Source organism: Campylobacter sp. CFSAN093227 (assembly GCF_012897855.1).
GTDB classification, from domain to species: domain Bacteria; phylum Campylobacterota; class Campylobacteria; order Campylobacterales; family Campylobacteraceae; genus Campylobacter_D; species Campylobacter_D jejuni.
In genome coordinates, this window is the sequence record NZ_CP040610.1 from 687,263 (window position 1) to 713,116 (window position 25,854).

Sequence of the window (25,854 nt, forward strand, 5' to 3'; positions counted from 1 at the left end):
TGTATTTAATTTATATATAATTCATAAATATTTAAATGTCATGAAATTTAAATATATTATCAAAAATAAACTTTAATTAAAGCAATAAAAAGTTAAAATTTGATATTAAAATTTTTCAAAGAGTGAAGTTATGGAGTATAAAAGATTTAAAACCAGACAAATCAAAGTAGGAAATGTTTTAATAGGCGGTGATGCACCTATTTCAGTTCAATCTATGCTTTTTACTAAGACAAGAGACATAGAAGCTTCTTTAGAGCAAATCAATCGTCTTTATTTTGCAGGAGCAAATATAGTGCGTTTGGCGTGCTTGGATATGGCTGATGCAAGGGCTTTAAAAGAGATTAAAGCTAAAAGTCCTTTGCCTTTAATTGTAGATATTCATTTTAATCATAATTTGGCTGTATATTGTGCTGAATTTATCGATGGAGTGCGTATAAATCCTGGCAATATAGGTTCTAAAGAAAATATCAAAGAAGTGGTAAAAGCATGTAAAGAACGTAATATCCCTATACGCATCGGTGTAAATCACGGCTCCATAGAAAAACAATTTAGCAATAAATTTGGCTATGGTGTCGATGCTATGCTAGAAAGTGCGATGTATAATATCAAGCTTTTAGAGGATTTAGACTTTTTTGATATTAAAATTTCCATGAAGACTTCAGATGCTCAAAAAACTATAGAAGCTTATGAGAGATTAAGACCGCTTTGTGATTATCCTTTTCACTTAGGGGTAACTGAAGCAGGAACTAAATTTCATAGCACTGTAAAAAGTTCTATAGCTTTAGGAAATTTACTTCTTAAAGGTATAGGCGATACTATGCGTGTTTCTATGACGGGCGAACTTGAAGAAGAAATTCGTGTAGCAAGGGCGATTTTACAAGATAGCGGAGTGCAAAAAAGCGGAGTAAATATCATCTCTTGTCCAACTTGCGGTAGGATTCAAAGTGATTTGTTAAGTGCGATTAAAATCGTAGAGGAAAAAACCAAGCATATAAAAGAACCTTTAAATATCAGTGTCATGGGTTGTGTGGTAAATGCTTTAGGTGAAGCTAAGGGCGCTGATGTGGCTATAGCCTTTGGGAAAAATCAAGGACTTGTTATAAGACATGGTGAAGTTGTAGCTAAACTGAAAGAAAGTGAACTTGTAGATAGATTTTTAGCTGAAGTTGAAGATGAGGTTAAAAGTAGGGCTGTAAAAGAATAAAAGCCAAGAAGCAAGGTTTAACCTTGCTTTTAGAATGGCCATATCGCTTCTATAACTTTGCTACCCCAAGGTTTTCTTGTGCTTCTATCCACTTCACCTTCTGTTTTATAAAGAATTTTAGCATCTGCTATATATTTACTATCTATAGTATTGTCTTGACCGATGTCATAAGGACGAATAACACCGCTTAATTGTATGATTTGTTTCTCTCCGTTGATTAAAAGCTCTCTTGAGCCTTCGATAAAATAATTACCATTTGATAAAATTTTAATTACACGCGTTGAAATTGTAGTCTTGAAACTTTCATTTCTGCTTTGTGAGCCTGTTCCTGTGTAGTTGTTTGAACTATTGGTTTGAAAGCCTATATTAGAATAAGCATTGACTTTATTAAGAGCATTAGCTACCACTCCTGAACTTCCTGTTAAAGCACCTCCGCCTAAATTTGAGGTATTAGTTCTACTTGTTGCTTTATTAGCTTGTGTGCTTTGAGTGGTACTTTCTTGTATAACAACTGTAACTAAATCATTTACATTCATAGCTTTTTTATCTGAAAATAAAGGATTATCCCCTTTGCCAAAAAGCGATCCTGGTGCACTTTCTACATTATTGCTTTGTTTTGGTGCAAGTTCTTCTACATAAGCAGGTGGTTTCATTGAAATTTGCGGATCAACCGTTGCAGAACAACCAAAAAATGCAAACGGTAACACATAAAATAAAACTTTTTTCATTTTCGTCCTTTAAAATATGAATTTTTATTTTTCTTTGTTAAAATTAGAAAAAGCAAAGAGTGTTCCACATTTATAAATTCAAGGAGAAAATGATGGCAAATCTTTATTTGATGAGATCTAGAAGTGATGAGTTAAATACTATTATTAGTACAAATTTGCTTAAAAATTATAGCAAAATTTACAAAAATATCGCAATTTATTGCCCTGTAATATACATACATCGCGTCCCTGTTTTACAAGGTTGGTTGGAAGAATTTAATATCAATCAAACTGTAAAAAGCGCCTATGGTTTTACCTTTAGAGAGGCAATGGAGGAATTTAGCAAAGATCCTCATAATTTTTTTAATGTTATTTTAGAAGAATACGAAGAGTTAAAACGCAAATACGATTTTGTGCTTGTAAATAGTTTTTGCGAATTTGGAATACTTGATGGATTTGATCTTAGTATAAAATTAGCTAAAAATCTTAATACCCCTATCGCTGCTATTATTAACGATGAAGATAAACTTATAGCTCAAAAATATTTCGATCATGCCCTAGATGGTCGTAATTATGTTTTGATTAATGAAAATTTTAATTTTGAAGAAGTACAAAAGCTTGAAGAGTATGATTTTATAACTCCGCATCGTTTTAAATATGAATTGATTAAACAAAGCGTAAAAAATAAAAAAACTGTTGTTTTACCAGAAAGTAATGATGAGAGAATTTTAAAAGCCGCTGAAATTTTATTAAAAAGTAAAGTTGTTGATCTTATTTTATTGGGCGATGAAGAAAAAATCAAACAAGATGCTACTAGATTAAGTCTTGATTTAAGTGCTATGCAAATTATGAATCCACTTAATTCAGAATATAATCAAGAATTTACTTCTATTCTTTATGAAACAAGAAAATCTAAAGGCATGAGTTTAGAAGAGGCTAAGATGCTAGTTCAGGATAAAACTTATTTTGGAACTTTGCTTATACATACTGGAAAAGCTGATGCTATGGTTAGTGGAGCATCAACTACTACGGCTGAAACGATTCGCCCTGCATTACAGCTTATTAAAACTAAAGAAGGCATTAGTTCCGTTTCAGGAATTTTCTTTATGGGACTTGAAGATCAAGTTTTAGCTTTTGCTGATTGTGCTGTAAATCCAAGCCCAAGTGCTGAGCAACTTGCAACTAGTGCCTATGTAAGTGCTATGACTGCTAAATCTTTTGGACTTGAACCAAGAATAGCTTTGCTTTCTTATTCTAGTGGTGATAGCGGTAAGGGAGAAAGCGTAGATCTTGTAAAAGAAGCATTAAAGATTGCTAAAGAAAAATATCCTGAGTTAAATATAGATGGTCCTATGCAGTTTGACTGCGCTTATGATCCAAAAACTGCAGCAAAGAAAATGCCAAATTCTAAGATAGCAGGTCATGCAAATGTGTATATTTTTCCTGATCTTAACGCAGCAAATATTTGTTACAAAGCAGTTCAAAGAACTGCTAATGCTTTAGCAATCGGTCCTATTTTGCAAGGTCTTAAAAAACCTGTTAATGATTTAAGTCGTGGATGTTTGGTAGATGATATTGTAGATACTGTAATTTTAAGTGCAATACAAGCTCAATAGAAAGGAATGATAAATGAAAATTTTAGTTTTAAATTCAGGTTCTTCATCGATTAAATTTAAATTTTTTGATAATAAAATCGTTAAAGCCAGTGGATTGGTAGAAAAAATTGGAGAGCAAAATTCAAAGGTTGTATTAAAAAATACTTTAAATAATGAAAGTTTTGAAAGAGAATTAACAATAAATAATCACGAAGAAGGCCTTAGTATAGTTAATGAGCTTTTTAAAGAATCAGGAATTTTAGCAGATTTAAATGCACTTGATGGCTGCGGTCATCGTATAGTTCATGGGGGAAGAAATTTAAGCGAGCATTGTTTAGTGGATGATTATGTTCTTAAAGAGATAGATAGGGTTAGTATTTTTGCTCCTTTGCATAATCCTGCGCATTTAGCAGGTATAAAAACAATGATCAAAGCTGCACCTAGTGTTGCTAATGTGGCTATTTTTGATACAGCTTTTCATCGCACTATGCCTGATTTTGCTTATATGTATGCTTTGCCTTATGATTTTTATGATAAGCATAATATTAGAAGATATGGTTTTCATGGGACTTCTCATGCTTATGTTAGTTCTAGAGCGGCAAAATTTCTTCAAAAAGATCAAAATGAATTAAATGTCATCTCTGCTCATCTTGGAAATGGCGCAAGTGTATGTGCTATAGAAAAAGGTAAGAGTATGGATACTTCTATGGGCTTTACTCCACTTGAAGGACTTATTATGGGAACGCGTTGTGGAGATTTAGACCCTGCTATTTTACCTTTTGTTAGTCATCTTAAGGGTTTAACTATAGAAGAAATAGATACACTGATGAATAAAAAAAGTGGAGTATATGGAATTTGCGGTTATAATGATTTTAGAGATATAGAAAGAGAGATAGAACAAGGTAATGATAAAGCACGCTTGGCTCTTGATATGTTTTGTTATCGTCTTGTTAAATATATAGGATCCTACTTTGCTGTGTTGCCAAAAACCGATGCTATTATTTTTACAGGTGGTATAGGAGAAAATGATAGTTTGGTTCGACAAAAAGTATGCGAGAGATTAGTTCATCTTGGTATCGAGTTAGATTTTGAACTTAACAAACAAAGGATTTCGGGCGAAAGAATGATAAATCATGCAAATTCTAAAGTTAAAGTGCTTGTTATTCCTACAGATGAAGAATTAGAAATCGCTAGAATTACAGAAGAACTTATCGGTAAAAATTAAATTTTAAAAACTATATAAATCTTTCATTTATATAGTTTTTAGCAAGGTTATATATTCACTTTGCTTTTCATTTAAAACTTTAAAAGTGCTTATCATGTAAGAAAATTCATCATCACTTAAACCATAAAGTTCTTTAACCAATAAATCATTTTTTGCTCTTAAGATATTATAAGCCTTTTTAGTTTTTGGAATTTCTTCATTTTTTATATTAAATTCTTGTTTTAGCTCATCAAAATGACGATTTTGATCATTGTAAAGCTGTAAAAGCAAAGCATTTTTAGCGAGGGTTTTATAAATTTCATTGTTTTGAATTTCTTCATCACTTGGTTGAGGCAGGGGAATTCTTTCTAAATAAGATTTGCTTACATTGATTTGTACCATATTTCTTATGATAAAATCAACCACTAAAGAATTAAACAAAGCTAAAACAAATAAAATTCTTTCATAAGGCACTATATCCATGCAAATTACATCATCTTTTAAAACATATTGTTTTGGAATGTTACTATAAGTACTATCAGCTCCACCGCAATTTTTTGGCAATAAAGAAGCTATCAAAGTTCTCTCATTTGTATCACTTGCAATTTTTCTATATCCAAGTCTAAAAAATTCTCTATCGTATTTTATCAATTTAGGATTTAATTCTTTCCCAGTAGCTTTTTTAGCTCTATAAAGTTCTTTACTTTTTAAATGCTCATCCAATTTAGCCTTTTCTAAAAAATAAGTAGTTTGGCTAAAATTTGCATTAAATTGATGTATCATTTTACCTTCATATAAGGGTAAAAGTCCTTCCCTAAACTCTTCTATAAACAAATCTTTATCGTTTGTCATATCAAGTTCTCTTCTAAAATCTATATAATCAAAAGACAAATTTTGAAAAGCATTATAAGATTTTCTTAGAATTTCTAAAGCCTGTTTGTCTTTTAACTCCATTAAGGCTAGGTGAGTTGGGCTTAGCTTTTTGATATCTTTTAAACTTAGAGTTAAAATTTCATCTTTGTTTTTTAATGAGTTCATATCTGTTTTATAAAACATCATTTTGATTTTATGAGTGTGATTTGCTTGTGTGTTTTTTACTTGCATAAGAGCAAATTTATAGCTTCTATGAACATCTATAAAGATAGCTTTATTGTTTTCAAAACTATAAAAATATTCTAAAGTTTTATTTTCTAAAATTTCTTTTCTTAAAGTTAAGCTTCCATCTTCAAACATCAAAGCACTAGGAAGCACATAAGCTAAATTTCCATCTTGTTTTAAAAGAGAAAGATTTTTTTCTACAAAAAGACGAAACAAATTTCCATCTCCACTGCCTTTATTTAAAGGATAGGCTTTTTTATAATACTCGCTTAAATCATTTATATATGCTTTTTGTTTTTCGTAATTTTGCTTTATATAATCTTTCGCTAGCAAATTATCTTGAATTTCTTTTTTCTTGCTAGCGATTAAGCTTCTATAATCGCTTTTATATTGCGGAAAGAAATCACTATCACTAAATTTAGTTTTATCCCAAGGTGGATTACCTATGATGATATCAAAGCCTTTAAAGACTTGATTTTCTACGATTTCAGGAAATTCTAACTCATAGTTAAAGAAATTAAATTCTTTTTGATATTTGCTAATGATAGCTTTTGCTTGTTCATTTTGGCTTAAATTTTGTATATCATCTTGACTTAGGGCTTTTAGAATTTGTAATTCTTCTTTGTTGACAAAATGAAGCGTGTTGATATAGTTTAGATATAAATTTAGTTTATTAAGTTTTGGTGTGATTTCATTTTGATAGATTTGTTTAGATTGTTTGATTTGTTCTTCGTTGGTATCTTTTAGATTGTCAAGTTTTTCAAATACTTCTTGTAAAATTTCAAATTCTTGTGTTATGGAATTTGTAAAAAGGTTGCTTGAGTTTTGTTTTATCAAATCTTTAAAATCACTTAGGTTAGAATTTATCAAAGCATTGCCGCACTTTATGTGGTGTTCTATAAAAGAAAGTGGGGTTGTAAAGATAAAACTATCTATCCAAAGGCTAAGTTTAGTAAGCTCTATGCTAAAAGGGTTTAAATCCACTCCATAAATAATGCGTTTTAGTAAAAGTCGTTTTAAAATATCACTCTCATCTACTTCATAGTCTTGCACAAAATCTTTTATATGATTTAAAATATTTTCTTTTTCTTCTTCGTAAAGTTCTTTTAAATTTGTAAAATGATCAAAATCTGATAAAACAATGTGTGTAATAGCGTTTAAAACTCCAACTAAAAAATGTCCACTACCGCAAGCATTGTCTAGTATTTTAAATTTCAAAATATTTTCATTGTTTAGTTTGTCTTTTAAAGCACTTTGGATTAAAAAATTAGCTATGGATTGAGGTGTGTAAAAGCTTGCGCTTGCTTTTCTTGAGTTGCTAGTATTTTTAAGGTAAATTTGTCCTTTTTTGTAAAAGGTGTATTTTTCTACTTTTTTTGATTTTTCTAAAATTTTGAAATCATAATTATCAAAATAACATTCTATTTCTTTTGATTTTTCTTTATAGCTTACATAGTAAATATCTTCATTTGCTATTTCAAAAAAATAAGAAAGCAAGCCTTCATAAATCGTGCCTAAATGTTCTACACTTAAAGTTTTGTAATCTCTTTTAAAGCTTAGATTTTTATCTTTAAAATTTAATAATTGGTTTAAAATGAATTTTAAATCTTTATCGTTAAAGATTTTTGGCGTGCTTAAAAGAGCGGTTTTGCTCTCATCAAACAAACCGCCATTAAAAACAGGCATGTCAAAATTGCCTTTGCCTTTGTTGTAAATGTTGAAAATATTTTCAAGTTCTCCAAAGCCACCACTTGAGCTTTCATCTTCTTGTAAATTTTCAAGTAAGGTTCTAAGACTGATTTTACTTTTAAAATACTTATGTTTTTCTAGTATAATTTCAAATTTATCTTCAAAATAAGCAATAAATAAAAGCCTAAAGATAAAATATAAAGAATTTTCATAGATTAGTTTTAAATCCGCCTTTGTTTTATTGTAAATTCTAGAGCCTATGAATTCAAATAAAGATTCATTTCCATTGGTTCCGTAAATGATAGATTTTAAATCATCTTCTATTTTGATTTTTGAAAGTTTATTGTTTTGTAGAGTTATTTCTAAATGATCTTCTTTTTCTGTGAAATTAAAAGCGCTAAATACACTATAAAAATACGCAAAAGCTTCAATATTTTGATCTTCAATGATTTTTTCTAGATTGATTTCGTAAAAAACTTTGTTTGAATTCAGTATAGAATTATCATAAAAACGCCAAAATCTACCATTGGTTAAAAAACCATAATTTTTCTTAAGATTGCCTAGATATCTTAGAATTTGAAAGTGAGGGTTGTCTTTTACTTTTTTATTGTCTATTTCTATATTATAAGCTTTTGACTCTAAAATGATTGTGAAATCATTGCTTGATTTTTTTGTTTCTTTGTCTAAATTTTCGTATTTTGATTTTAATTTGTCATTGCTAAAAAGTAGAAAATCAGGTTTTTCCAATTTTCCTTGTATGATTTTTTCATCTTGTCTTACAAAGCACCACCCTAAAATTTCTAATACTTTTGATATAAATTCATCTTCAAATTGATGTTCGTTTTGTTTTATAAATTTATTTTTGTCGTAAATTTTTGTAATTTTAGTTAAAATATCTCTAAAGGCTTTTTGATTTGCGTTGAAATTATAAATCTTAGGAAAGTCAATTTCTAAAGAATAGCTTGTAAAAAGATTATTGTTGAGGTATTTTTTAAGTTCTTGATAGTAATTCATGGCTTTCTTTCTAAAGTATTTTTAAAAATTTGACATTTTAAATTATATCTAAAAAACTTTAAAGACTTGTGCTTATTTATGAAAATGATTTTTTAGTTGGAATTAATTTTCTTTGGATAAAATTTTAATTAAAAAATAAAGCGTGGATTATGAAAAAATTTAAAGAATTTAGCCTTCGTTTTTTATTTAAAGTATCAGAGCAACCTGTTCTTATAAGAGATTTATTAGAGGCAAATGCACTTTTTAACGATGGAATGCTTGTAGATCCTTCTAAGCTAAATTTTAATTTCAAAATTCTAAATTCTTATATTTATTTTGGTGTTTTTTGCGCTGTGATTTTATTGCCATTGCTTTTGATTACTCATTATTTTTTAACAAAGCTTGACTTTCATATAAGCATAGTGAGCGCTGTTATGGTTACTGCTTGTGTATTTATAGGATATGATATTTTTAAAGTTTATACTCGCAAAATAATCTCAAAAAAAATAATACAAAAAGCCTGGGCTTTACACTTTCCTTATTTTGCTTATGAAAAGTACTCTACAATGGCGGGTGAATTTTATAAAGAAGCTTTAAAAGAAGAAATTCCAAAAGCAAATTTAGAGCAGTATGTTTTAGATAAGATTATTCATTCTAAATAATCTAAAATTTGATTTTGGAATCGCATATTTTCAAGTCTTCTTTTTAAGTCTTTATTTTCCTCGTTTAAAACACTTTCTTCTGTTCTTAATGTAGCAATCTCTCTACTAAGATAATAAATTTGATTTCTAATATAAATTTGTGGGGCAAATAAAAATAATGCAAAACTAACAAGTAAAGCTGCAAAAAGAAGATGATTGAAGTTTAGGTTTCTATCTTCTTTGGTAGCATTAGAGAAGCCTTCTAGTAAAATATTTTTTGCCTTTTGAGCATCTTCATCATTTTGTTGTTTTTCTTGAGCTTGATTAGATGGTTTTGGAAGTTCTTGTTTATTTTCTTGTGGTGTTATTTTTTTTTGTAAATTTTCTAAACTTTTCTTGATATTAGGTTGATTTTTAACATCTAGTTTTTTTTCTATAATTAGAGGTTTTTGTATTTTACTTTCTGTTTTTTGAATTTTTTCTATAGAATTTGTAAGTCCCTTTTTTTCTTGTTTTGTTTGAGTGGTAGCTTGATTGCTTTTTGTTTGAATTTGTGTTTTGGTTTGGATATTTTTTATTTCGTTTGCTTTTTTTCTGCTAAATAAAAAATTTTTTTTAGTTTTTTTATTTTCTTCTTTTCTTCTTTCTTTCATTTTGGAAAAAATTTTTTTAGCAAGAGATTGCTTTTCTTCTAATTTAACATTGATTAGATCTTCTTTTAAATATATATTTGATTTTTTAGTATGTTTTGACTCATACTCTTCATCGAGTTCTTTTAAGAATTTATTAGGAGTCTTTTTTTTAAAACGACGTCTTAAAATATCATCGCTAGAAATTTCATCTCTTAAATCATCATCAAGCGGTTTGCCTTGATTTATGGCGCGAGAAAATTTCAGCATTTTTTGGCGTATGTTTTGGCGTTCTTTTATAAAATCATCTTCTAGCATTATTTATTATCCAAATTATTAAAATAAAAAGCCCGCATTTTAGCACAACTAGAGCGAGAATTTTTTAAAAGTTCTTCCTTGCTCGCACTTATAGCTTTTTTAGTTATTATTTGTCCTAGGCTATGGTTATTTCCACATTCGCAACGCATTATTTTTTCATTACAAATGCAGTTTTTTGACCATTTTTTGAAAAATTGTTTTACTATTCTATCTTCTAAAGAATGAAAGCTAATGATAGCTAAAATGCAATTTTTTGGTTTTAAATTTTCTAAATGTTCAAGAAAATCTTTAAGCACTTTAAGTTCTTGATTTACTTCTATTCTAATGGCTTGAAATGCTAAAGTAGCTTTGGAAATTTTTCTATGATTTTGTTTACCTTTTCCTATGATTTGATAAAGCTCTTTGGCACCTTTGATTGGATTTTTACTTCTTTCTAGGCAAATTTTTTTAGCAATAAAATGTGCATCATATAATTCTCCATAATCTTTAAAAATGGAAGTTAATTGCTCTTTTGTATAAGTATTAATAATCTCATAAGCCGATATTTTGGAGTTTTGATTCATTCTCATATCCAAAAAGTCAGAATTTACACTAAAACCTCTTTCGTTATTATCAAGCTGAAATGAAGAAACTCCAATGTCTGCTAAAATACCTCTTAATTCTTCTTTATGTGAAATTTTTTCTAAAACTTCACTAAAATTACTTTGCATAAAAGTTATCCTATTGCGAAAATCTTTAAGGCGTTTTTTAGAAAATTCTAAAGCTTGTTGATCTTGATCACAAGCAATGAATTTAAGATCAGGATGATTTTTAAGCAAAGCTTCACTATGTCCGCCAAATCCTAAAGTGCAGTCTAAAAAATAACCTGTTTTAAGATTTTTAAAAATCTCTTGAACTTCATTAAGCAAAACTGGGATATGAGGAATTTCCAAAATCAATCCTAATAAATTTTTATAAACTATAATTATAACTAAATTTCATTGTAAAAATCATAAAATTTAAAGAACAAATATTTTTTGGTAAAAATTTTATAATTAAACTCCACTTAAACACTTCTACGATACAATATCTGGTTTAAATTTAATCAAGGAATGATATGCTTACTTGGATGCAACATCACAAAAAATATCTTGTTGTTACTATATGGGTTAGTACTATAGCTTTTGTTGGCGCTGGCTTTTTAGGTTGGGGTGCTTATGATTTTAATCTCAATAGAAGTTCGAGTGTTGCAACTGTAGGAAATGAAAAGATAGGTTTTAGCGAATTTGATACTAGATATAGACAAATTTTAAGTTATTATAATCAAATTAGCAATGGTGCTTTAACTCCAGAAAATGCTGAGCAACTAGGCATTAAAAATATAGCTTTAAGCTCTCTTGTTGAAGATAAGCTTTTGTTAAATTTTGCCAAAGATTTGGGTATTGGCGTAAACGAGAATGAAATTTTACAAAAACTTGCAAATACTAGAGAATTTCAAGATCCTACAGGGGATTTTAACAAAACAATTTATTATGAACTTTTAAATGCCAATAATTTAACTCCAAAAGATTATGAAACACAACTTGCAAATGAAGTAATTACCGATAAACTTAATCAAATTTTTAATATTCCTAGCAAAGATGAGGAATTAAAAATGTTAGCTTCTAGTTATTTTATGCAAGATGCTTTAAGTATTGCAAAAATTGATTATGACAAAAAAAATATTAAGATTAACGAAGAGGATTTAAAAAAGCTTTGGAATGAACATAAAGAAGATTATAAAACTAAAAAAATATATGAAATTTCAACTTATTTTTTGCCAGTTAGCAATGAGAAAATTGACGACAAAGAATTAGAAAAATTTTATAATCAAGATGAAAATAAACTAAAATATAAAGATTTTGCAGGTAAAGTGATGGATTTTCAGTCTGCTAAAAATGAAGTTGCTAAAGATTACGCCTTAATGCAACTAAAGAATGTGGCTAATGCTAAATTTTTAGATTTAAAAAATGGGAAAGATAATTTTCAAAAAGATCAAAATATTAGTGAATCTGATGTTTATTATCCAATTGATCTTTTGAGTAAAGCTAAAAATGGAGATGTTTTACGGCCAGCACCTTATAATAACGGATATATCATAGTTAAACTAAATAAAGTAGATCCTATAAGAAATAAAACTTTTGAAGAAGCTAGAGAAGAAGTTTTACCTATGTATTTAAGCGAACAAACTAGAAAAAATTTAGAAGAAAAAGCTAAAAATAGTTTAGTAAATTTTAAAGGCGATGATATAGGCTTTGTAAGTCGAGATAGTTCTCGCGAGAGTGTAAAGGTTAGCGATAAAATATTAAACGATTCTGAATTTGCTTATTTTTTAATGAATGTATTTAATACTGATCAAAATAGTTCTTATGTGGTCATTAATGACAATAAAGCAATATTATATAAAATAAATAAACAAAAATTAGATATGAACTCCGATAAATTTGAACAATACAAAACTATGCTTGAACAAAATTTGCAAAATTTAAAAGCAAATGAGCTTAAGCAAGAACTTGTTGATGAACTTAAAAAGATATATCCGATAAAAATTTATTATAAAGGGAATTGATTTTGAATATATTAGGAATTGACTTAGGCTCAACCCAGACTTGTGCCATTATTGCTCAAAAAGATGAAGATGGATTAAAAATTATTGGTTTTTCCAAGTCGAAAACCAACGGGGTTAAAAAAGGTGCCATTACCAATATAGAGCTTGCTTCTAAATCTATTGAAGAGGCTGTTAGAAGTGCTGAGATGATGAGCGGAGTTCATTATGATAGGGTTGTGGTGTCTATATCAGGTGCTTATACTAAAAGCGTTGATAGCATAGGTGTTGTTAATATTCCAAATCATGAAATAGGCATTAAAGAAATTCATCGTGCTGTAAGTACAGCTAAGCATACTGCCAATCTACCAAGTGGTTATGAAATTATCCATGTTTTGCCTTATAATTTTAAGGTTAATGATCTTGAACATGTTGATGATCCTTTGGGAATGAGTGGTAATCGTTTAGAAGTTTCAACCCATATAGTGATTTCACAAGAATCTCATATTAAAAATCTTAAGAAAGCAGTTGAATTAGCTGATTTAAGAGTGGATAATATAGTTCTTTCAGGATATGCTTCAGCTATAGCTTGTTTAGATGATAGCGAAAAGGAATTAGGTGCTGTTTTGATTGATATGGGTGGAGCGATTTGTGATATGGTTGTTCATACTGGAAATTCAATTAGATATAATGATTGTTTGCAAATTGGCTCGATTAATATCACCCAAGATTTATCAATGGCATTGCATACACCTTTAAAAGAAGCAGAAAAAATCAAGCTTAATTATGCAGCTCTTTCACAACAGCCTAATACCCTTATACAAATTCCTTCAATGGGTGATGAAAGAAAAGTTAATGAAGTTTCTTTGGATATTATTTCAAACGTAATTTATGCAAGAGCGGAAGAAACTTTGATGATTTTGGCAAAAATCTTAAGTGATAATCGTTATGCCAATGCTATAGGTGGCGGAGTTGTTTTAACAGGTGGAATGACTAAGTTAGCAGGTATTGATGAGCTAGCTCCTGCAACATTTGATAATCGCTCAGTTAGACTGGCTACTGCAAGAAAAGATTTGATTACTGGTTTTAGTGAAATTTTTAATGATCCTGAAAATACTTGTGCTATAGGACTTTGTTTATATGGAGCGGGATATTTTACGCCTTATGAACTTGATTCTAATGAGAAATTAAGATATAAAGGGGAAATTGAAAATTTTAATCGTCAAATTAAACAAGATATTGTTTTGCAAAAAGATACAGAAAGTGAAATAAAATCTGATTTTTTTGATGAAAATTTGCAAGAAAATGATACAATTGCAATACAAGAACAATTAGATTTTAAAGAGCCAAAAGAAAAAAAACCTAGTATTTTTTCAAATATCTGGCATAAAATTATGAATCAATTTTAACAAGGAGAAATTTTTATGAGTGAATTTTTAGTAGAAGAAATGCAACATAATAAAGGTGCAAAAATTAAGGTTATAGGCTGCGGTGGCGGTGGCGGTAATATGATTAACCATATGGTTAAAATGGGATTAAATGATCTTGATTTAATTGCAGCGAATACTGATGCACAAGCTATTTCAATTTCATTAGCAAAAACTAAAATTCAACTTGGCGAGAAAAAAACTAAAGGTTTGGGCGCTGGTATGCTTCCTGAAGTAGGTGCAGAAAGTGCTAGAGAAAGTTTTGAAGAAATAAAAGCAAGTCTTAGTCAAAGTGATATTGTATTTATTGCTTCAGGTTTTGGTGGAGGTACTGGAACGGGTGCCACTCCAGTTATTGCACAAGCAGCTAAAGAGATTGGAGCTTTAACTGTTTCTGTTGTAACTATGCCTTTTGCATTCGAAGGAAAGCAAAGAAAAAAACTTGCTGAAAGCGGTCTCCTTGAGCTTAAAAAAGAAAGTGATTCTATTCTTGTAATTCAAAATGAAAAATTATTGAGCATTATTGATAAAAAAGCAGGCATTAAAGATGCTTTTAGATTGGTTGATGATATTTTAGCTCGTGCTGTAAAAGGTATGGTGTCTATCTTACTTGATAATGGAGATATTAATGTTGACTTTGCGGATGTAAGAACCATCATGAGTCATCGCGGACTCGCGCTTATGGGTGTTGGTAGTGCTAGCGGTGAAAATGCTATAGAAGAGGCTCTTTCAAACGCTATAGAATCTCCTTTGCTTGATGGAATGGATATTAAAGGTGCCAAGGGAGTTATTTTACATTTTAAAACAAGTTCTAATTGCTCTTTGTTTGAAATTTCGGCAGCAGCAAATAGTATACAAGAAATTGTTGATGAAAATGCTAAGATTATTTTTGGTTCTACCACAGATGATAGCATGGAAGATAGAGTTGAAGTAACTATTATTGCGACAGGGTTTGAAGATAAAGATACAGTAGCTAAAAAATCTACCGAAGAAGCTCAAGCTTCTAAGAAAAATCCTTATTTAAGTCTTAAAAAGGTAAGCGGTGGTTACGATGAAGAGATAATGGCGCAAATTGAAACACCAACTTTCTTGCGTCGTCAAATGGATTAAAATTGATTTTTAAAGCAAGATTGAGTCAAATCTTGCTTTTTATAGTTTAAAATTCTCTCCTAATAATCTTTCAAATATTTATTTTTCTTTGTTTTTAAAAGTTGGAACACTCTTTGCTTTTATAGTTATAAAATCTTAAATTTATAGGTGAAAATATGCAAAATGGATATTATCAAGCAACTGGCGGAATGGTAACTCAGTTTAATAAACTTGATGTGATTACTAATAATCTTGCCAATATCAATACAAGTGGATATAAAAGAGATGATGTGGTTATTGCAGATTTTAAAAGGATTTTTAAAGAAACTCAGGATGAGTTGCCTATAGAAAATCACACAAGAGATGCATCTCGTTTTGTAAATACTACAATAGATAGAATCCCACAAGTTTCTCAAGAATATACGGATTTTAGCCTAGGTTCTTTAAAGGCCACAAACAATCCTTTGGATTTGGCAATGACTAGAGAAGATGCTTTTTATTTGGTTCAGACCAAAGATGGAGAAGTAAGATTAACCAAAGATGGAAATTTTCAACTTGATGATAAGGGTTATTTGGTAAATAAGCAAGGATACAAGGTATTAAGTAGTGATTATTTTAATAATCCTCAGAATGCTGGCATACGCATTCCTAATGGTGCTGTTCAAATTAGCGTTGATAAAAACGGAAGCATTGAAGTTGATGGAGATCAAAATGCAAGATTATTTGTAGCACAAGTAGATGATATAAGAGCTTTGCAAAAAGATGGGGATAATGTCTATAAAATAGATGATCTAACCCGTATTAGAGATTTGAAAAACTCCAATGCTATTCGCCAAGGTTTTTCTCAGGGATCAAATGTTAATCCAGTTACTGAAATGGTAGGACTGATTGAAGCAAACAGAATGGTAGAAATGTATCAAAAAGTTATGACAGCTCATATGGATGACTTAAATCAAGAAGCTATCAATAAGCTTGCAGCTGTTAAATAATTTAAAATAAAATAAAAAAGGATTAAAAATGATGAGATCACTTCATACTGCTGCTACAGGAATGGTAGCGCAGCAAACACAAATTGATGTTACTTCAAATAACATCGCCAATGTTAATACAGCAGGTTTTAAGAAAAGTCGCGCAGAATTTGCTGATCTTATGTATCAAGTTATGAAGTATGCAGGAACTTCAACTTCAGCTACTACTCTTTCTCCTTCGGGTATAGAAGTGGGTGTGGGTGTGCGTCCAACAGCGGTAACTAAAGTTTTTACTGAAGGAAATTTAAAATCAACAAGTACTGATGGTCTTGATATGGCTATTGCAGGTAATGGGTTTTTTCAAATACAACTTCCTGATGGCACTATAGGATATACTAGAAATGGGCAATTTACAAAAGATAATGAAGGTAATATTGTAAATTCAGATGGTTATAGACTTTTACCTGAAATGACAATACCTGAAGGCGCAACAGCAATTAATGTTGCTACAGATGGAACCGTTTCTGTAATGCTACCAGGGGAGCAACAAGAAACTCAAATTGGCCAAGTGGAGCTAGTTCAGTTTATAAATCCAGCGGGTCTTCATTCTATGGGTGATAATCTTTATCTTGAAACAGGAGCAAGTGGTGCACCTGTTGCGGGTATAGCAGGACAAGATGGGCTTGGAACAATAAGACATGGATTTATAGAACTTAGTAATGTTCAGCTTGTTGAAGAAATGACAGATCTTATCACAGGACAAAGAGCTTATGAAGCGGGTTCCAAGGCCATTACAACAAGTGATGATATGCTAGGAATTGTAAATCAGCTTAAGCGATAGTTGATATAAAATAAATAATTTTTAATTCTTTTTTGTTTAATGGCGTGTTAAACGCCATTAAATTTTTTAGCAAGAGTAGCAAGTTTTAAATTCATAAGCAGTTGGACGAGCTTCTACTGGCCAAACTTGTGTTTCAAATTTTAAATGCTGATAGTCATCGATAAAAATATCGCTCATTGCAGGTTTTAAATAAGAATTATGTCGGATTAAAGCTTCTAAACTTCCTCTTAGAGTATGTGGTAATTGCTCTATCCCTTTTTCACGTATTTCATCCAAAGTAAGATCAAATAAATTTTCATCCATAGGACCCACAGGAATGGTTTTATTTTTGATTCCATCAAGACCTGCCATTAAAAGACTAACAAAAGCTAAATAAGGATTAGCAGTGCTATCAGGGAAGCGAATTTCTATACGAGCTGAATTTTTACCTATGCCATAAGGAACGCGACAACTTGCTGATCTGTTTTGACAAGAATAAGTTAAAATACAAGGAGCTTCAAAGCCAGGAACTATTCTTTTGTAAGAGTTGGAACTTGGATTTGTAAAAGCTGCAACACTTCTAGCATTTTTTAAAATTCCACCTATATAATTTATAGCAGTTTGACTAAGTCCACTGTATCCATCTTTATCGTAAAATAAATTTACTCCATCTTTCCATAAGCTCATATGAACATGCATACCATTGCCATTATCTCCGTATAAAGGTTTTGGCATAAAAGTGGCAGTTTTGCCATTTAAATGAGCTACCATTTTTACAACATATTTATAAATTTGAACATTGTCAGCTGCTTCTACAAGCGTGCCAAAATTTACTCCTATTTCAGCTTGTCCTTGTGCAACTTCATGATGATGAACAAAAGTTTTAAGACCTACTTTTTCAAGGGTTTGAACCATTTCAGAACGAATATCTACTAAAGAATCAATTGGCTGAACTGGAAAATATCCACCTTTGTTTCTTGGCCTGTGTCCAGTATTGTAGCTATCGGTAAATTCTCTATCATCATTCCACTCTCCTTCTTCGGTATCAACTTCATACTTAGAACAATGAGTAGTATCAACTATTTTTACACTATCAAAAACAAAGAATTCATTTTCTGGTCCAAAGTAAGCAGTATCAGCTATGCCACTATTTTTAAGGTGTTCCATTGCTTTTTTTGCTATGCTTCTTGGACATTTTTCATACATTTGTCCTTTGTAAATATCATACACATCACAAAATACTATGATAGTAGGATCAGCCGTAAAAGGATCTAAAAAAGCACTTTGAGCATCAGGTTTTAAAATCATATCTGATTTTTCTATAGGTTGCCATCCATGAATTGAGCTTCCATCAAATGGAATGCCAGTTTGAAATGTTTCTTCATTGATTGCATGAAGATTATAGGTAATATGATGCCAAGTTCCTATCATATCTGTAAAACGAAAATCAACAAAAAGCACTTCATTTTGTTTGCAAAATTTGAAAAAATCATCTATATTATTAACAAATTTTCCCATATTTTTACTCCTTTATGTAATTAAATTTATAAAATTATATCATAAAATTTTTAATTAAGATTTAATTAATATATTTTTTTTAATAAATTTAAAAATTTAATTTAAAAAGATTAAAAAATAAAAATTTATATTTTTGTTTTAGATAAAATTGATTATAATTTTGAGCAATTATTGAAAATCTAGATTTAAAAAAGGGAAAAAAATGACTCAAGAAGAGCTTGATGCTTTGATGAATGGTGATGTTGATCTTGATTCAGAGACAGAAGCAGAGGTAAAAACCGAAGAATCGAATACCGAAGAAGATGCTTTGATGTTAGAAGATGTCAAAATAGCTGATTACAAACCTAATCCTAGTGTAGTATGGCCACCACCCCCACCAAATCAGGAGCATAAAGTTGTACATCAGTTAGATGATGTTACAAAAGATAGCGAGCTTAAAGCAACGGAAATGATGGATAAGCTTGAAAGTATTAATAATTTTTTTGCGGATTCTGAAAGTTTACTCAAAGAAATAAATAAAGCAATAGAAAAAAATATTGATATTTTTTCTAAACTTAATGAAAAATTTCCTAATGTGGAAAGTTTCAGTGAAGCTTTAGAATTAAACAATCAAGCTAAAAAAAGTTCTAAGGAGATTGTCGGAAATCTTCAAAGCGGACAAGATGAAGTGATGATGGCAATGGATGCAATGCAGTATCAAGATATACATCGTCAAAAAATCGAACGTGTTATTAATGTAATGCGTGCTTTAAGCCGTTATATGAGTTCTTTATTTGAAGGTAAAATTGATGATAAAAAACGTGTAAGTTCTGCAGTGCATATTGAAGGTGATAGTACTGCTGATGTTGTAAGTAATGATGATATAGAAGCTTTGATTGCAAGTTTAGGGCAAAAATGATCATTCCTGAAATAGTAGCTCCTGCAGGAAATTTCGCAAAATTAAAAATTGCTTTAGCTTATGGCGCAGATGCGGTTTATGCGGGTGTGAATAATTTTTCTTTAAGATCACGCACTGCAAGAGAATTTAATTATGAAAGTTTTGAAGAAGCTATCAAATATACTCATGAGCGTGGTAAGAAAATTTATGTTACTTTAAATGGTTTTCATTTGAGTTCTCAAATTGAAGGTTTAAAAAGACATATTTTAAAATTGCGTGAGATGAAACCTGATGCTTTTATTGTAGCTTCTGTTGGAGCTATGCGTCTTGTTAAAGAACTTGCACCTGAAATTTCTTTACATGTTTCTACTCAGGCAAATATTTTAAATTATTTAGATGCTCAAGTTTATAAAGATATGGGTGCTAAAAGGGTTGTAATTGCCAGAGAATTAGGGCTTAAAGACGCTAAAGCTTTAAAGGAAAATTGCGATATTGAACTTGAAGCTTTTGTGCATGGTTCTATGTGTTTTGCTTATTCTGGGCGTTGTTTAATAAGCTCTGTGCAAAGTGGAAGAATGAGCAATCGTGGATCTTGTGCAAATGATTGTAGATTTAATTATGAGCTTTATGCTAAAAATCCAGAAAATGGCACTTTATTTCGTTTAGAAGAAGATGAAAATGGTACTCATATTTTTAATTCTAAAGATTTAAATCTTTGTTCTTATATAGAAAAAATCATGCAAGAAAATTGTATCAGTGCTTTTAAAATAGAAGGGCGTACTAAAAGCGAATATTATGTTGCGCTTACAACAAGGACTTATAAAATGGCTATACAAGATGCTTTAGAGGGTAAATTTGAGTCAAGTAAGTATGAAAAAGAGATTGCTACACTTAAAAATCGTGGTTTTACAGATGGCTATCTTGTTTCGCGTCCTTTAGAAAAAACCGACACACAAAATCATAATACAAGCATAGAAGAAGGTTCTCATCAAGTGCATGCTATAAGCGAAGATGGAAGATTTTTTAAATGTAAAGGGAAAATCGTTTTAAACACGCCTTATGAAATTTTAACCCCTTTAGGCGATGTGATTCAAACTTGCGATAATGAACTAGGTAAAATTTATCAAAAAGAGGGTAAATATTTTATAGAGTTTAAAAAACTTATTGCTAAAAACAATAAAGAATTTAGCGAAATTCATAGCGGTAATGAACATGAAATCCAATTACCAAATAAAATCAGTGCATTAAGTTTTTTAAGAAAGGAAATATAGATGAATTTTGTTTCTATTTTAATGGGAAGCAAGAGTGATTATGAGACTATGAAAGAGGCTGCTAAAACTTTAGAAAGTTTTGGTGTAAAGTATGAACTTATCATCTCATCAGCTCATCGTAGTCCAAAAAGAACAAAAGAGTATATTGCAAATGCTGAAGAAAAAGGTGTGAAGGTTTTTATAGCAGCAGCTGGAATGGCAGCGCATTTAGCTGGAGCTGTTGCAGCTTATACAACAAAACCTGTTTTAGGAGTGCCTATGCCAGGAAGTAATCTTGCAAGTATGGATTCTTTGTTTTCTACGGTGCAAATGCCTAGTGGAATTCCTGTAGGAACTTTAGCTATTGGTAAGGCTGGAGCAATCAATGCTGCTTATTTGGCTATGCAAATTTTAGCTATTTATGATGTTGATTTAGCACAAAAGCTTAAAGAAGATCGTCTTGAAAAAGAAAAAAAACTTGTATCTGATTCAAAAGAAGTAGAAGTTTTATTATAAGGGATAAAAATGCAAACCTATCTTGAACTTGAAGAATTTTGTAAACTTGTGCATTTAAATGAAGATGTGGTTAAGGGTATGATGGCCAATGGGGCTTTAAATTTTAAAGAAGAAGAGGGTAAAATTTACATCGAAGCTCATCAAGGTACTTTTAGTGTAGTGCCTAGTTCTGCAAAATCTCAAACTGCAATGATAAATTCAATGACTTTAGCAGGAGAAAGTTTTGTTGAAAAAACAATAGGAACTATTTTAAATTTACATGAAAAAGTTTTAGATGCTAAAGATGAAACACTTGAAGCATTAAAAAATGAAAATAAATTTTTAAAAGATGCCCTTTATTCTATGCAAGAGCTTTATGATGAAGATAGAAAAACTATAGAAACCTTAAACAATGAGTTAAAACATGCGCGTGAAGAGATAGAATTTCTCAAGCGTAAATATAAATTAATGTGGAGTAAAACTGCAGAAATTTTTGGAGCTAAGACAGAGCCTGATTTGGAAATGAATAAAAATTTAGAAAAACCTATTGAAAATATGGAACAATAAAGAGAGATACAATGACTTTTTCACAAATGATACTTAATTTACAAAATTATTGGCAAGAGCAAGGTTGTGCGATTATGCAACCTTATGATATGCCAGCAGGTGCAGGAACCTTTCATCCAGCAACTTTTTTAAGAAGTTTAGGAAAAAAACCTTGGGCAGCTGCTTATGTGGCTCCAAGTAGAAGGCCTACTGATGGACGTTATGGTGAAAATCCTAATCGCTTAGGTGCTTATTATCAATTTCAAGTTTTGATTAAACCTAGTCCTGATAATATCCAAGAATTATATCTTAAAAGTCTTGAAAATTTGGGTTTTGATTTAAAAAGTCATGATATTCGTTTTGTTGAAGATAATTGGGAGAGTCCAAGTTTGGGTGCTTGGGGTTTAGGCTGGGAAGTATGGCTTGATGGTATGGAAGTTACTCAATTTACTTATTTTCAGCAAGTTGGCGGTATAGCAGTAGATTTAGTAAGTGTTGAAATTACCTATGGTCTTGAAAGAATAGCCATGTATCTTCAAAATGTTGATAATGTTTATGATATAGTTTGGAGTGAATTTAATGGAGAAAAAATTAAATACGCAGATGTGCATAAGCAAAGTGAATATGAATTTAGTAAATACAATTTTGAAGTAAGTGATGTTAAAATCTTAAATGAGCAGTTTGAAAATTCTTACAAAGAATGTAAAAATATTTTAGAACAAGGACTAGCTTTACCTGCTTATGATTATTGTATGCTTGCTGCGCATACTTTTAATCTTTTAGATGCAAGAGGAGCAATTTCTGTAGCACAAAGACAAGATTATATGTTAAAAATTCGTGAACTTTCAAAAAATTGTGCTGAAATTTATAAGAAAAATTTAAATGAAGCTGAGTGAAATTTATAATTTTTTAGATCAATTAAGTCCCTTTGATATCCAAGAATCATGGGATAATAGCGGAATTTTACTTGGAGATAGGGATAGTGAAATTTCAACTGTTTATTTAAGCTTAGATATTGATGAAAATATCATTAAAGAAGCGAGTGAAAATTCTTTAATTATCACACATCACCCTTTGATATTTAAAGGTTTAAAAGATTTATATGACAAGACTTATCCTAGGGCTTTTATCAAAGAAATGATTTGTAAAAATATTTCTTTAATCAGCATGCATACAAATTACGATTTAAGTCATTTAAATACTTATTTTACGGAAGAAATTTTAGGTTTTAAAATTTCTTTTAAAGACGAATTTTTAATTTATGTAGAAAATTCTATATCTTTTGAAGCTTTGTGTGACTGGGTGAAAAAAAAGTTAAATTTACAAATTTTACGTGTAAGTGATTGTGGTAAAAAAGACATTAAGCGTATTGCTATATGTACTGGAAGCGGCGGGGATTTAATTTCTAAAGTAGATGCAGATTGTTTTTTAAGTGGAGATTTTAAATATCATCAAGCTTTAGAGGCGCTTAGCAATCAAATCAGTCTTATTGATTTAGGTCATTTTGAAAGTGAGAGATATTTTTCTCAATGTTTAGCAAAAGACTTGAAAAATTTGCCACTACAAGTTATAATAACAGTTTCAAAAAATCCATTTCAATATTTTTAAGGAAAATAAATGAATAAATATCTCAAACAATTAGTGCTTTTATCAAAAATAGATCAAGAAATTGATAGTTATGAACCAAAAATAGACAGTATTAATAGGACTTTAAAAGATGCTGAGTTAAAAATAGGAAAAATCAACACAGATTTAGAAAAAATCGATGAAGAAATCAAAGATATAGAAAATCAAAAAGTGCAAAATAATGCTCATATTTCTGAGTTTTCAGCAAAAATTAAAGAGCTTTCTAAAAAAAGTGGCGCAGTAAAAACAGAAAAAGAAGCTAATGCTTTAAAAATTGAAGAAGATATTGCAAAAGAGCAATTAGACGCTGCAAATGATGAGATTGTAAGACTGGATAAAATTTTAGAGAATAAAGAAACTTATAAAAAAGAACTCGAAGAAGAAAAAATCAAACAAGAGCAAAATATTAATGAGATTAGAGTAAGTATTAAATCTGAAATGGAAGTTCTTGAAAAAGATAGAATGAGTGTTTATGATAAAAAAACCAAACTTGTGGGCGAGATGAATCAAAAAGTTCTAAGTTTTTATGAGAAAATTCGCAAATGGGCGAAAAATACTGCTGTAGTACCCGTTAAGAAACAAGCATGCTATGGATGTTTTATGAAAATTTACGATAAGACTTATCTGTCCGTTGTAAAAGGCGAAGAGATTGTAACTTGTCCTCATTGTGGAAGAATTCTTTATAAAGAGCAAGAAGAACAAAATTGATCTTTTTTTATTATTTTTTAACTTGGACGGCATTTTTATTTTGTGCTGTCTTTATTCTTTTGCTTTCTTTTTTAAAATCCAAATACAAAACTAGTTTAAAATCCCGATTTTTTCTTTATAAAAATTTACATCAAGAAAAAGCTGATGTACATTTTCATGCTTGTTCTTACGGGGAGGTAAGAAGTATTAAAACTTTGGTTTTGAAATTTGATTCAAGAATAACTACTATTACTCAAACAGGTTTTGAATGTGCAAAAGAATTTTGTAAAAAGGTAAATTATCTTGCTTTTGAAAATTTTTTGCCTTTTTGGTTTAAACCTTGTAAGGTTTTGGTAATTTTTGAAGCAGAATATTGGCTTATGCTTGTTTTCATGGCGCACATTTATAAAACTAAGATTATTTTGCTTAATGCAAGAATATCTGATAAATCTTATCATTCTTATCAAAGATTTTCTTTTTTTTATAAAAAAATTTTTTCTTATATTGATGAAGTTTTTGCTCAAAGTGAATTAGATAAAGTAAGACTTGAAAGTTTGGGAGCTAAAAATGTTAAAATTTTTAAAAATATTAAGGCAAATTTAGAAATTAAAAATAATAAAATTTATACCAAACCTAAGGAAAAGCTTATCATTTTTGCTAGTACGCATAAAGATGAAGAAGAGCTTTTGCTTGATCATTTTAAACTAGAAGAAAATGAAAAACTCATTATCGCCCCACGACACCCTGAACGTTTTAAAGAAGTTGAAAATTTGCTTTTAAACAAAGGTTTAGAATTTGAAAAATTTAGTTCTTTAAAAGATGAAAATAAGAAATTTTCTAAAAAAATTTTGCTTTTAGATGCTTTAGGGGAGCTTGTAAATTTTTATGCAATTTCTGATGTTGTTGTGCTTGGAGGTTCTTTCATAGAAGGCATAGGAGGACACAATCCTATAGAAGCGGCATATTTTGATAATGTATTAATCAGCGGGAAATTTATTTACAATCAAAAGGTTTTGTTTGAAGAAGTGGAAAATGTATATTTTTGTGAAAAATTAAAAGATTTAAATGATAAAATTCATTATTTAAAATTAAAAGCTAAAATTTCCAAAAAAGAAAATTTAGATCTTATCATACAAACTATACAAAAGGGAATTGATGCAAGAAAAAGCTTATAAACTCTTAGCTTTGCAAGAAAAAATTTCAAATCGTGAAGCTAAAGATTTGATTGATAAGGGTTGTGTTTTTTCACATGGAAAAAAAGTTGTGGTTGCTAGAGCTTTGATGAGCGATAAGGCAAGATTTAATGTGATAAAAGCTAAAAATCCTCAAATTATTTTTGAAGATGATAAGATTATTGCTATTAATAAACCTTATGCTTATGTGAGTGAAGATTTAGAGAAAAAATTTAATGCCAAGCTTTTAAATCGTTTAGACAAAGAAACAAGTGGTGTGATTTTGCTTTGTAAAGATGAAGATTTTAGAAAGCTTTGTATAGAAGAATTTAAAAAACACAGGGTTTATAAAAGTTATATTGCGGTTTTAGATGGGGTTTTGGCTGAAGAAGTTGAAGTGAATGAACCTATTTTTACTATAAAAGTAAAAGGTGGGGCATTAAGTAAAGTTTCAAAAGATGGTTTAAGTGCCTTAAGTATCATTACTCCTATCATGATGCAGTCAAAAAAAACCTTAGCAAAAATAGTCATTCAAACAGGTAGAACTCATCAAATCAGAGTGCATGCTAAATTTATAAAACATGGCGTTGTAGGTGATGAAAAATATGCTAAAATTTCAAGCGATAGAATGTATTTGCATAGCTATGAAATTAAAATTTTTAATTATCATTTTAGGGCTAATTTAGATAGTGGTTTTGCAAAATTTGGCTTTGATATAAAAAATTTAGATTTTTAAAG

General features: G+C 29.9%; 23 protein-coding genes. 18 read left to right on the forward strand and 5 right to left on the reverse strand.

Annotation, left to right across the window (positions count from 1 at the left end; translation table 11 throughout):
- The first annotated feature begins 130 nt into the window (after positions 1–130).
- Entirely contained in the window at positions 131–1,204 is a 1,074-nt protein-coding gene (ispG, locus tag FBF06_RS03695) for a flavodoxin-dependent (E)-4-hydroxy-3-methylbut-2-enyl-diphosphate synthase (RefSeq protein WP_168977543.1), read from the forward strand.
- Positions 1,205–1,233: 29 nt separating this feature from the next.
- Here ispG and flgH read toward each other — a convergent pair whose 3' ends face one another.
- Entirely contained in the window at positions 1,234–1,932 is a 699-nt protein-coding gene (gene flgH / locus FBF06_RS03700; RefSeq protein WP_052801800.1) for a flagellar basal body L-ring protein FlgH, read from the reverse strand.
- Positions 1,933–2,021: 89 nt separating this feature from the next.
- Here flgH and pta point away from each other — a divergent pair, with 89 nt between their 5' ends.
- Together pta and FBF06_RS03710 are read left to right on the forward strand one after the other, a co-directional pair.
- Positions 2,022–3,527 carry a phosphate acetyltransferase gene (gene pta, locus FBF06_RS03705; protein WP_002860012.1) on the forward strand — a complete coding sequence of 502 codons (1,506 nt, stop codon included), beginning with the start codon at positions 2,022–2,024 and terminating at the stop codon, positions 3,525–3,527.
- A gap of 13 nt (positions 3,528–3,540) precedes the next feature.
- Positions 3,541–4,731 (forward strand): acetate kinase, encoded by a 1,191-nt coding sequence (locus FBF06_RS03710; protein WP_002900897.1) that lies wholly within the window; start codon positions 3,541–3,543, stop codon positions 4,729–4,731.
- A gap of 27 nt (positions 4,732–4,758) precedes the next feature.
- On the opposite strand, the gene FBF06_RS03715 is transcribed toward FBF06_RS03710, so the two are convergent.
- Positions 4,759–8,511 carry an Eco57I restriction-modification methylase domain-containing protein gene (locus tag FBF06_RS03715; RefSeq protein WP_032585886.1) on the reverse strand — a complete coding sequence of 1,251 codons (3,753 nt, stop codon included), beginning with the start codon at positions 8,509–8,511 and terminating at the stop codon, positions 4,759–4,761.
- Between the two features lie 149 nt (positions 8,512–8,660).
- Between FBF06_RS03715 and FBF06_RS03720 the strand changes: the two genes are divergently transcribed.
- On the forward strand, positions 8,661–9,152 hold the full coding sequence (locus FBF06_RS03720) for a hypothetical protein (RefSeq protein ID WP_002852223.1): 492 nt from the start codon (positions 8,661–8,663) through the stop codon (positions 9,150–9,152).
- Here the strand turns inward: FBF06_RS03720 and FBF06_RS03725 are convergent.
- Positions 9,140–10,078, reverse strand: a complete 939-nt coding sequence (locus FBF06_RS03725; protein WP_032582058.1) for a hypothetical protein — start codon at positions 10,076–10,078, stop codon at positions 9,140–9,142. The genes FBF06_RS03720 and FBF06_RS03725 overlap by 13 nt on opposite strands.
- Positions 10,078–11,016, reverse strand: coding sequence for a 16S rRNA (cytosine(1402)-N(4))-methyltransferase RsmH (rsmH, locus tag FBF06_RS03730; RefSeq protein WP_079351421.1), 939 nt, complete (start codon positions 11,014–11,016; stop codon positions 10,078–10,080). The genes FBF06_RS03725 and rsmH overlap by 1 nt, the downstream gene beginning before the upstream one ends.
- Positions 11,017–11,174: 158 nt before the next feature.
- On the opposite strand from rsmH, the gene FBF06_RS03735 reads away from it, so the two are divergent.
- The 5 genes from FBF06_RS03735 (at position 11,175) to flgG (ending at position 16,966) form a co-directional block, all read left to right on the forward strand.
- Positions 11,175–12,665 carry a peptidylprolyl isomerase gene (locus tag FBF06_RS03735; RefSeq protein ID WP_052777319.1) on the forward strand — a complete coding sequence of 497 codons (1,491 nt, stop codon included), beginning with the start codon at positions 11,175–11,177 and terminating at the stop codon, positions 12,663–12,665.
- Positions 12,662–14,050 (forward strand): cell division protein FtsA, encoded by a 1,389-nt coding sequence (gene ftsA, locus FBF06_RS03740; RefSeq protein ID WP_168977544.1) that lies wholly within the window; start codon positions 12,662–12,664, stop codon positions 14,048–14,050. Before FBF06_RS03735 ends, ftsA begins: the two co-directional genes overlap by 4 nt.
- A 15-nt stretch (positions 14,051–14,065) precedes the next feature.
- A complete protein-coding gene (gene ftsZ, locus FBF06_RS03745; protein ID WP_002852071.1) occupies positions 14,066–15,178 on the forward strand; it encodes a cell division protein FtsZ in 1,113 nt (370 codons plus the stop codon).
- 155 nt (positions 15,179–15,333) lie between these two features.
- A complete protein-coding gene (locus FBF06_RS03750) occupies positions 15,334–16,146 on the forward strand; it encodes a flagellar hook-basal body protein (RefSeq protein WP_168977545.1) in 813 nt (270 codons plus the stop codon).
- A gap of 28 nt (positions 16,147–16,174) precedes the next feature.
- Entirely contained in the window at positions 16,175–16,966 is a 792-nt protein-coding gene (gene flgG / locus FBF06_RS03755) for a flagellar basal-body rod protein FlgG (RefSeq protein ID WP_002852142.1), read from the forward strand.
- A 66-nt stretch (positions 16,967–17,032) separates the two neighbouring features.
- Here the strand turns inward: flgG and glnA are convergent, their stop codons facing one another.
- Positions 17,033–18,463, reverse strand: coding sequence for a type I glutamate--ammonia ligase (glnA, locus tag FBF06_RS03760; protein WP_168977546.1), 1,431 nt, complete (start codon positions 18,461–18,463; stop codon positions 17,033–17,035).
- Between the two features lie 202 nt (positions 18,464–18,665).
- Here glnA and FBF06_RS03765 point away from each other — a divergent pair, with 202 nt between their 5' ends.
- The 9 genes from FBF06_RS03765 to FBF06_RS03805 are packed head-to-tail and all read left to right on the forward strand — an operon-like array spanning position 18,666 to position 25,852.
- On the forward strand, positions 18,666–19,361 hold the full coding sequence (locus FBF06_RS03765) for a chemotaxis protein (protein WP_002852254.1): 696 nt from the start codon (positions 18,666–18,668) through the stop codon (positions 19,359–19,361).
- On the forward strand, positions 19,358–20,611 hold the full coding sequence (locus FBF06_RS03770; protein WP_002869826.1) for a peptidase U32 family protein: 1,254 nt from the start codon (positions 19,358–19,360) through the stop codon (positions 20,609–20,611). The genes FBF06_RS03765 and FBF06_RS03770 overlap by 4 nt, the downstream gene beginning before the upstream one ends.
- The gene (purE, locus tag FBF06_RS03775; RefSeq protein ID WP_002860021.1) at positions 20,612–21,106 is read left to right on the forward strand and encodes a 5-(carboxyamino)imidazole ribonucleotide mutase; all 495 of its coding nucleotides are present in this window, start codon (positions 20,612–20,614) and stop codon (positions 21,104–21,106) included.
- A gap of 9 nt (positions 21,107–21,115) precedes the next feature.
- Positions 21,116–21,652: a DUF3972 domain-containing protein gene (locus FBF06_RS03780; protein WP_052795844.1), complete on the forward strand. Its 537-nt coding sequence runs from the start codon at positions 21,116–21,118 to the stop codon at positions 21,650–21,652.
- Between the two features lie 11 nt (positions 21,653–21,663).
- Positions 21,664–22,527: a glycine--tRNA ligase subunit alpha gene (gene glyQ, locus FBF06_RS03785; protein ID WP_002860023.1), complete on the forward strand. Its 864-nt coding sequence runs from the start codon at positions 21,664–21,666 to the stop codon at positions 22,525–22,527.
- Complete coding sequence (locus tag FBF06_RS03790; protein ID WP_052795843.1) at positions 22,514–23,239, forward strand: Nif3-like dinuclear metal center hexameric protein; 726 nt, start codon at positions 22,514–22,516, stop codon at positions 23,237–23,239. The genes glyQ and FBF06_RS03790 overlap by 14 nt, the downstream gene beginning before the upstream one ends.
- A gap of 9 nt (positions 23,240–23,248) precedes the next feature.
- The gene (locus tag FBF06_RS03795; protein WP_032586444.1) at positions 23,249–23,965 is read left to right on the forward strand and encodes a zinc ribbon domain-containing protein; all 717 of its coding nucleotides are present in this window, start codon (positions 23,249–23,251) and stop codon (positions 23,963–23,965) included.
- Positions 23,962–25,119, forward strand: a complete 1,158-nt coding sequence (gene waaA / locus FBF06_RS03800; protein ID WP_168977547.1) for a lipid IV(A) 3-deoxy-D-manno-octulosonic acid transferase — start codon at positions 23,962–23,964, stop codon at positions 25,117–25,119. Before FBF06_RS03795 ends, waaA begins: the two co-directional genes overlap by 4 nt.
- Positions 25,100–25,852, forward strand: coding sequence for an RluA family pseudouridine synthase (locus tag FBF06_RS03805; RefSeq protein WP_002868042.1), 753 nt, complete (start codon positions 25,100–25,102; stop codon positions 25,850–25,852). The genes waaA and FBF06_RS03805 overlap by 20 nt, the downstream gene beginning before the upstream one ends.
- Positions 25,853–25,854: the final 2 nt, after the last annotated feature.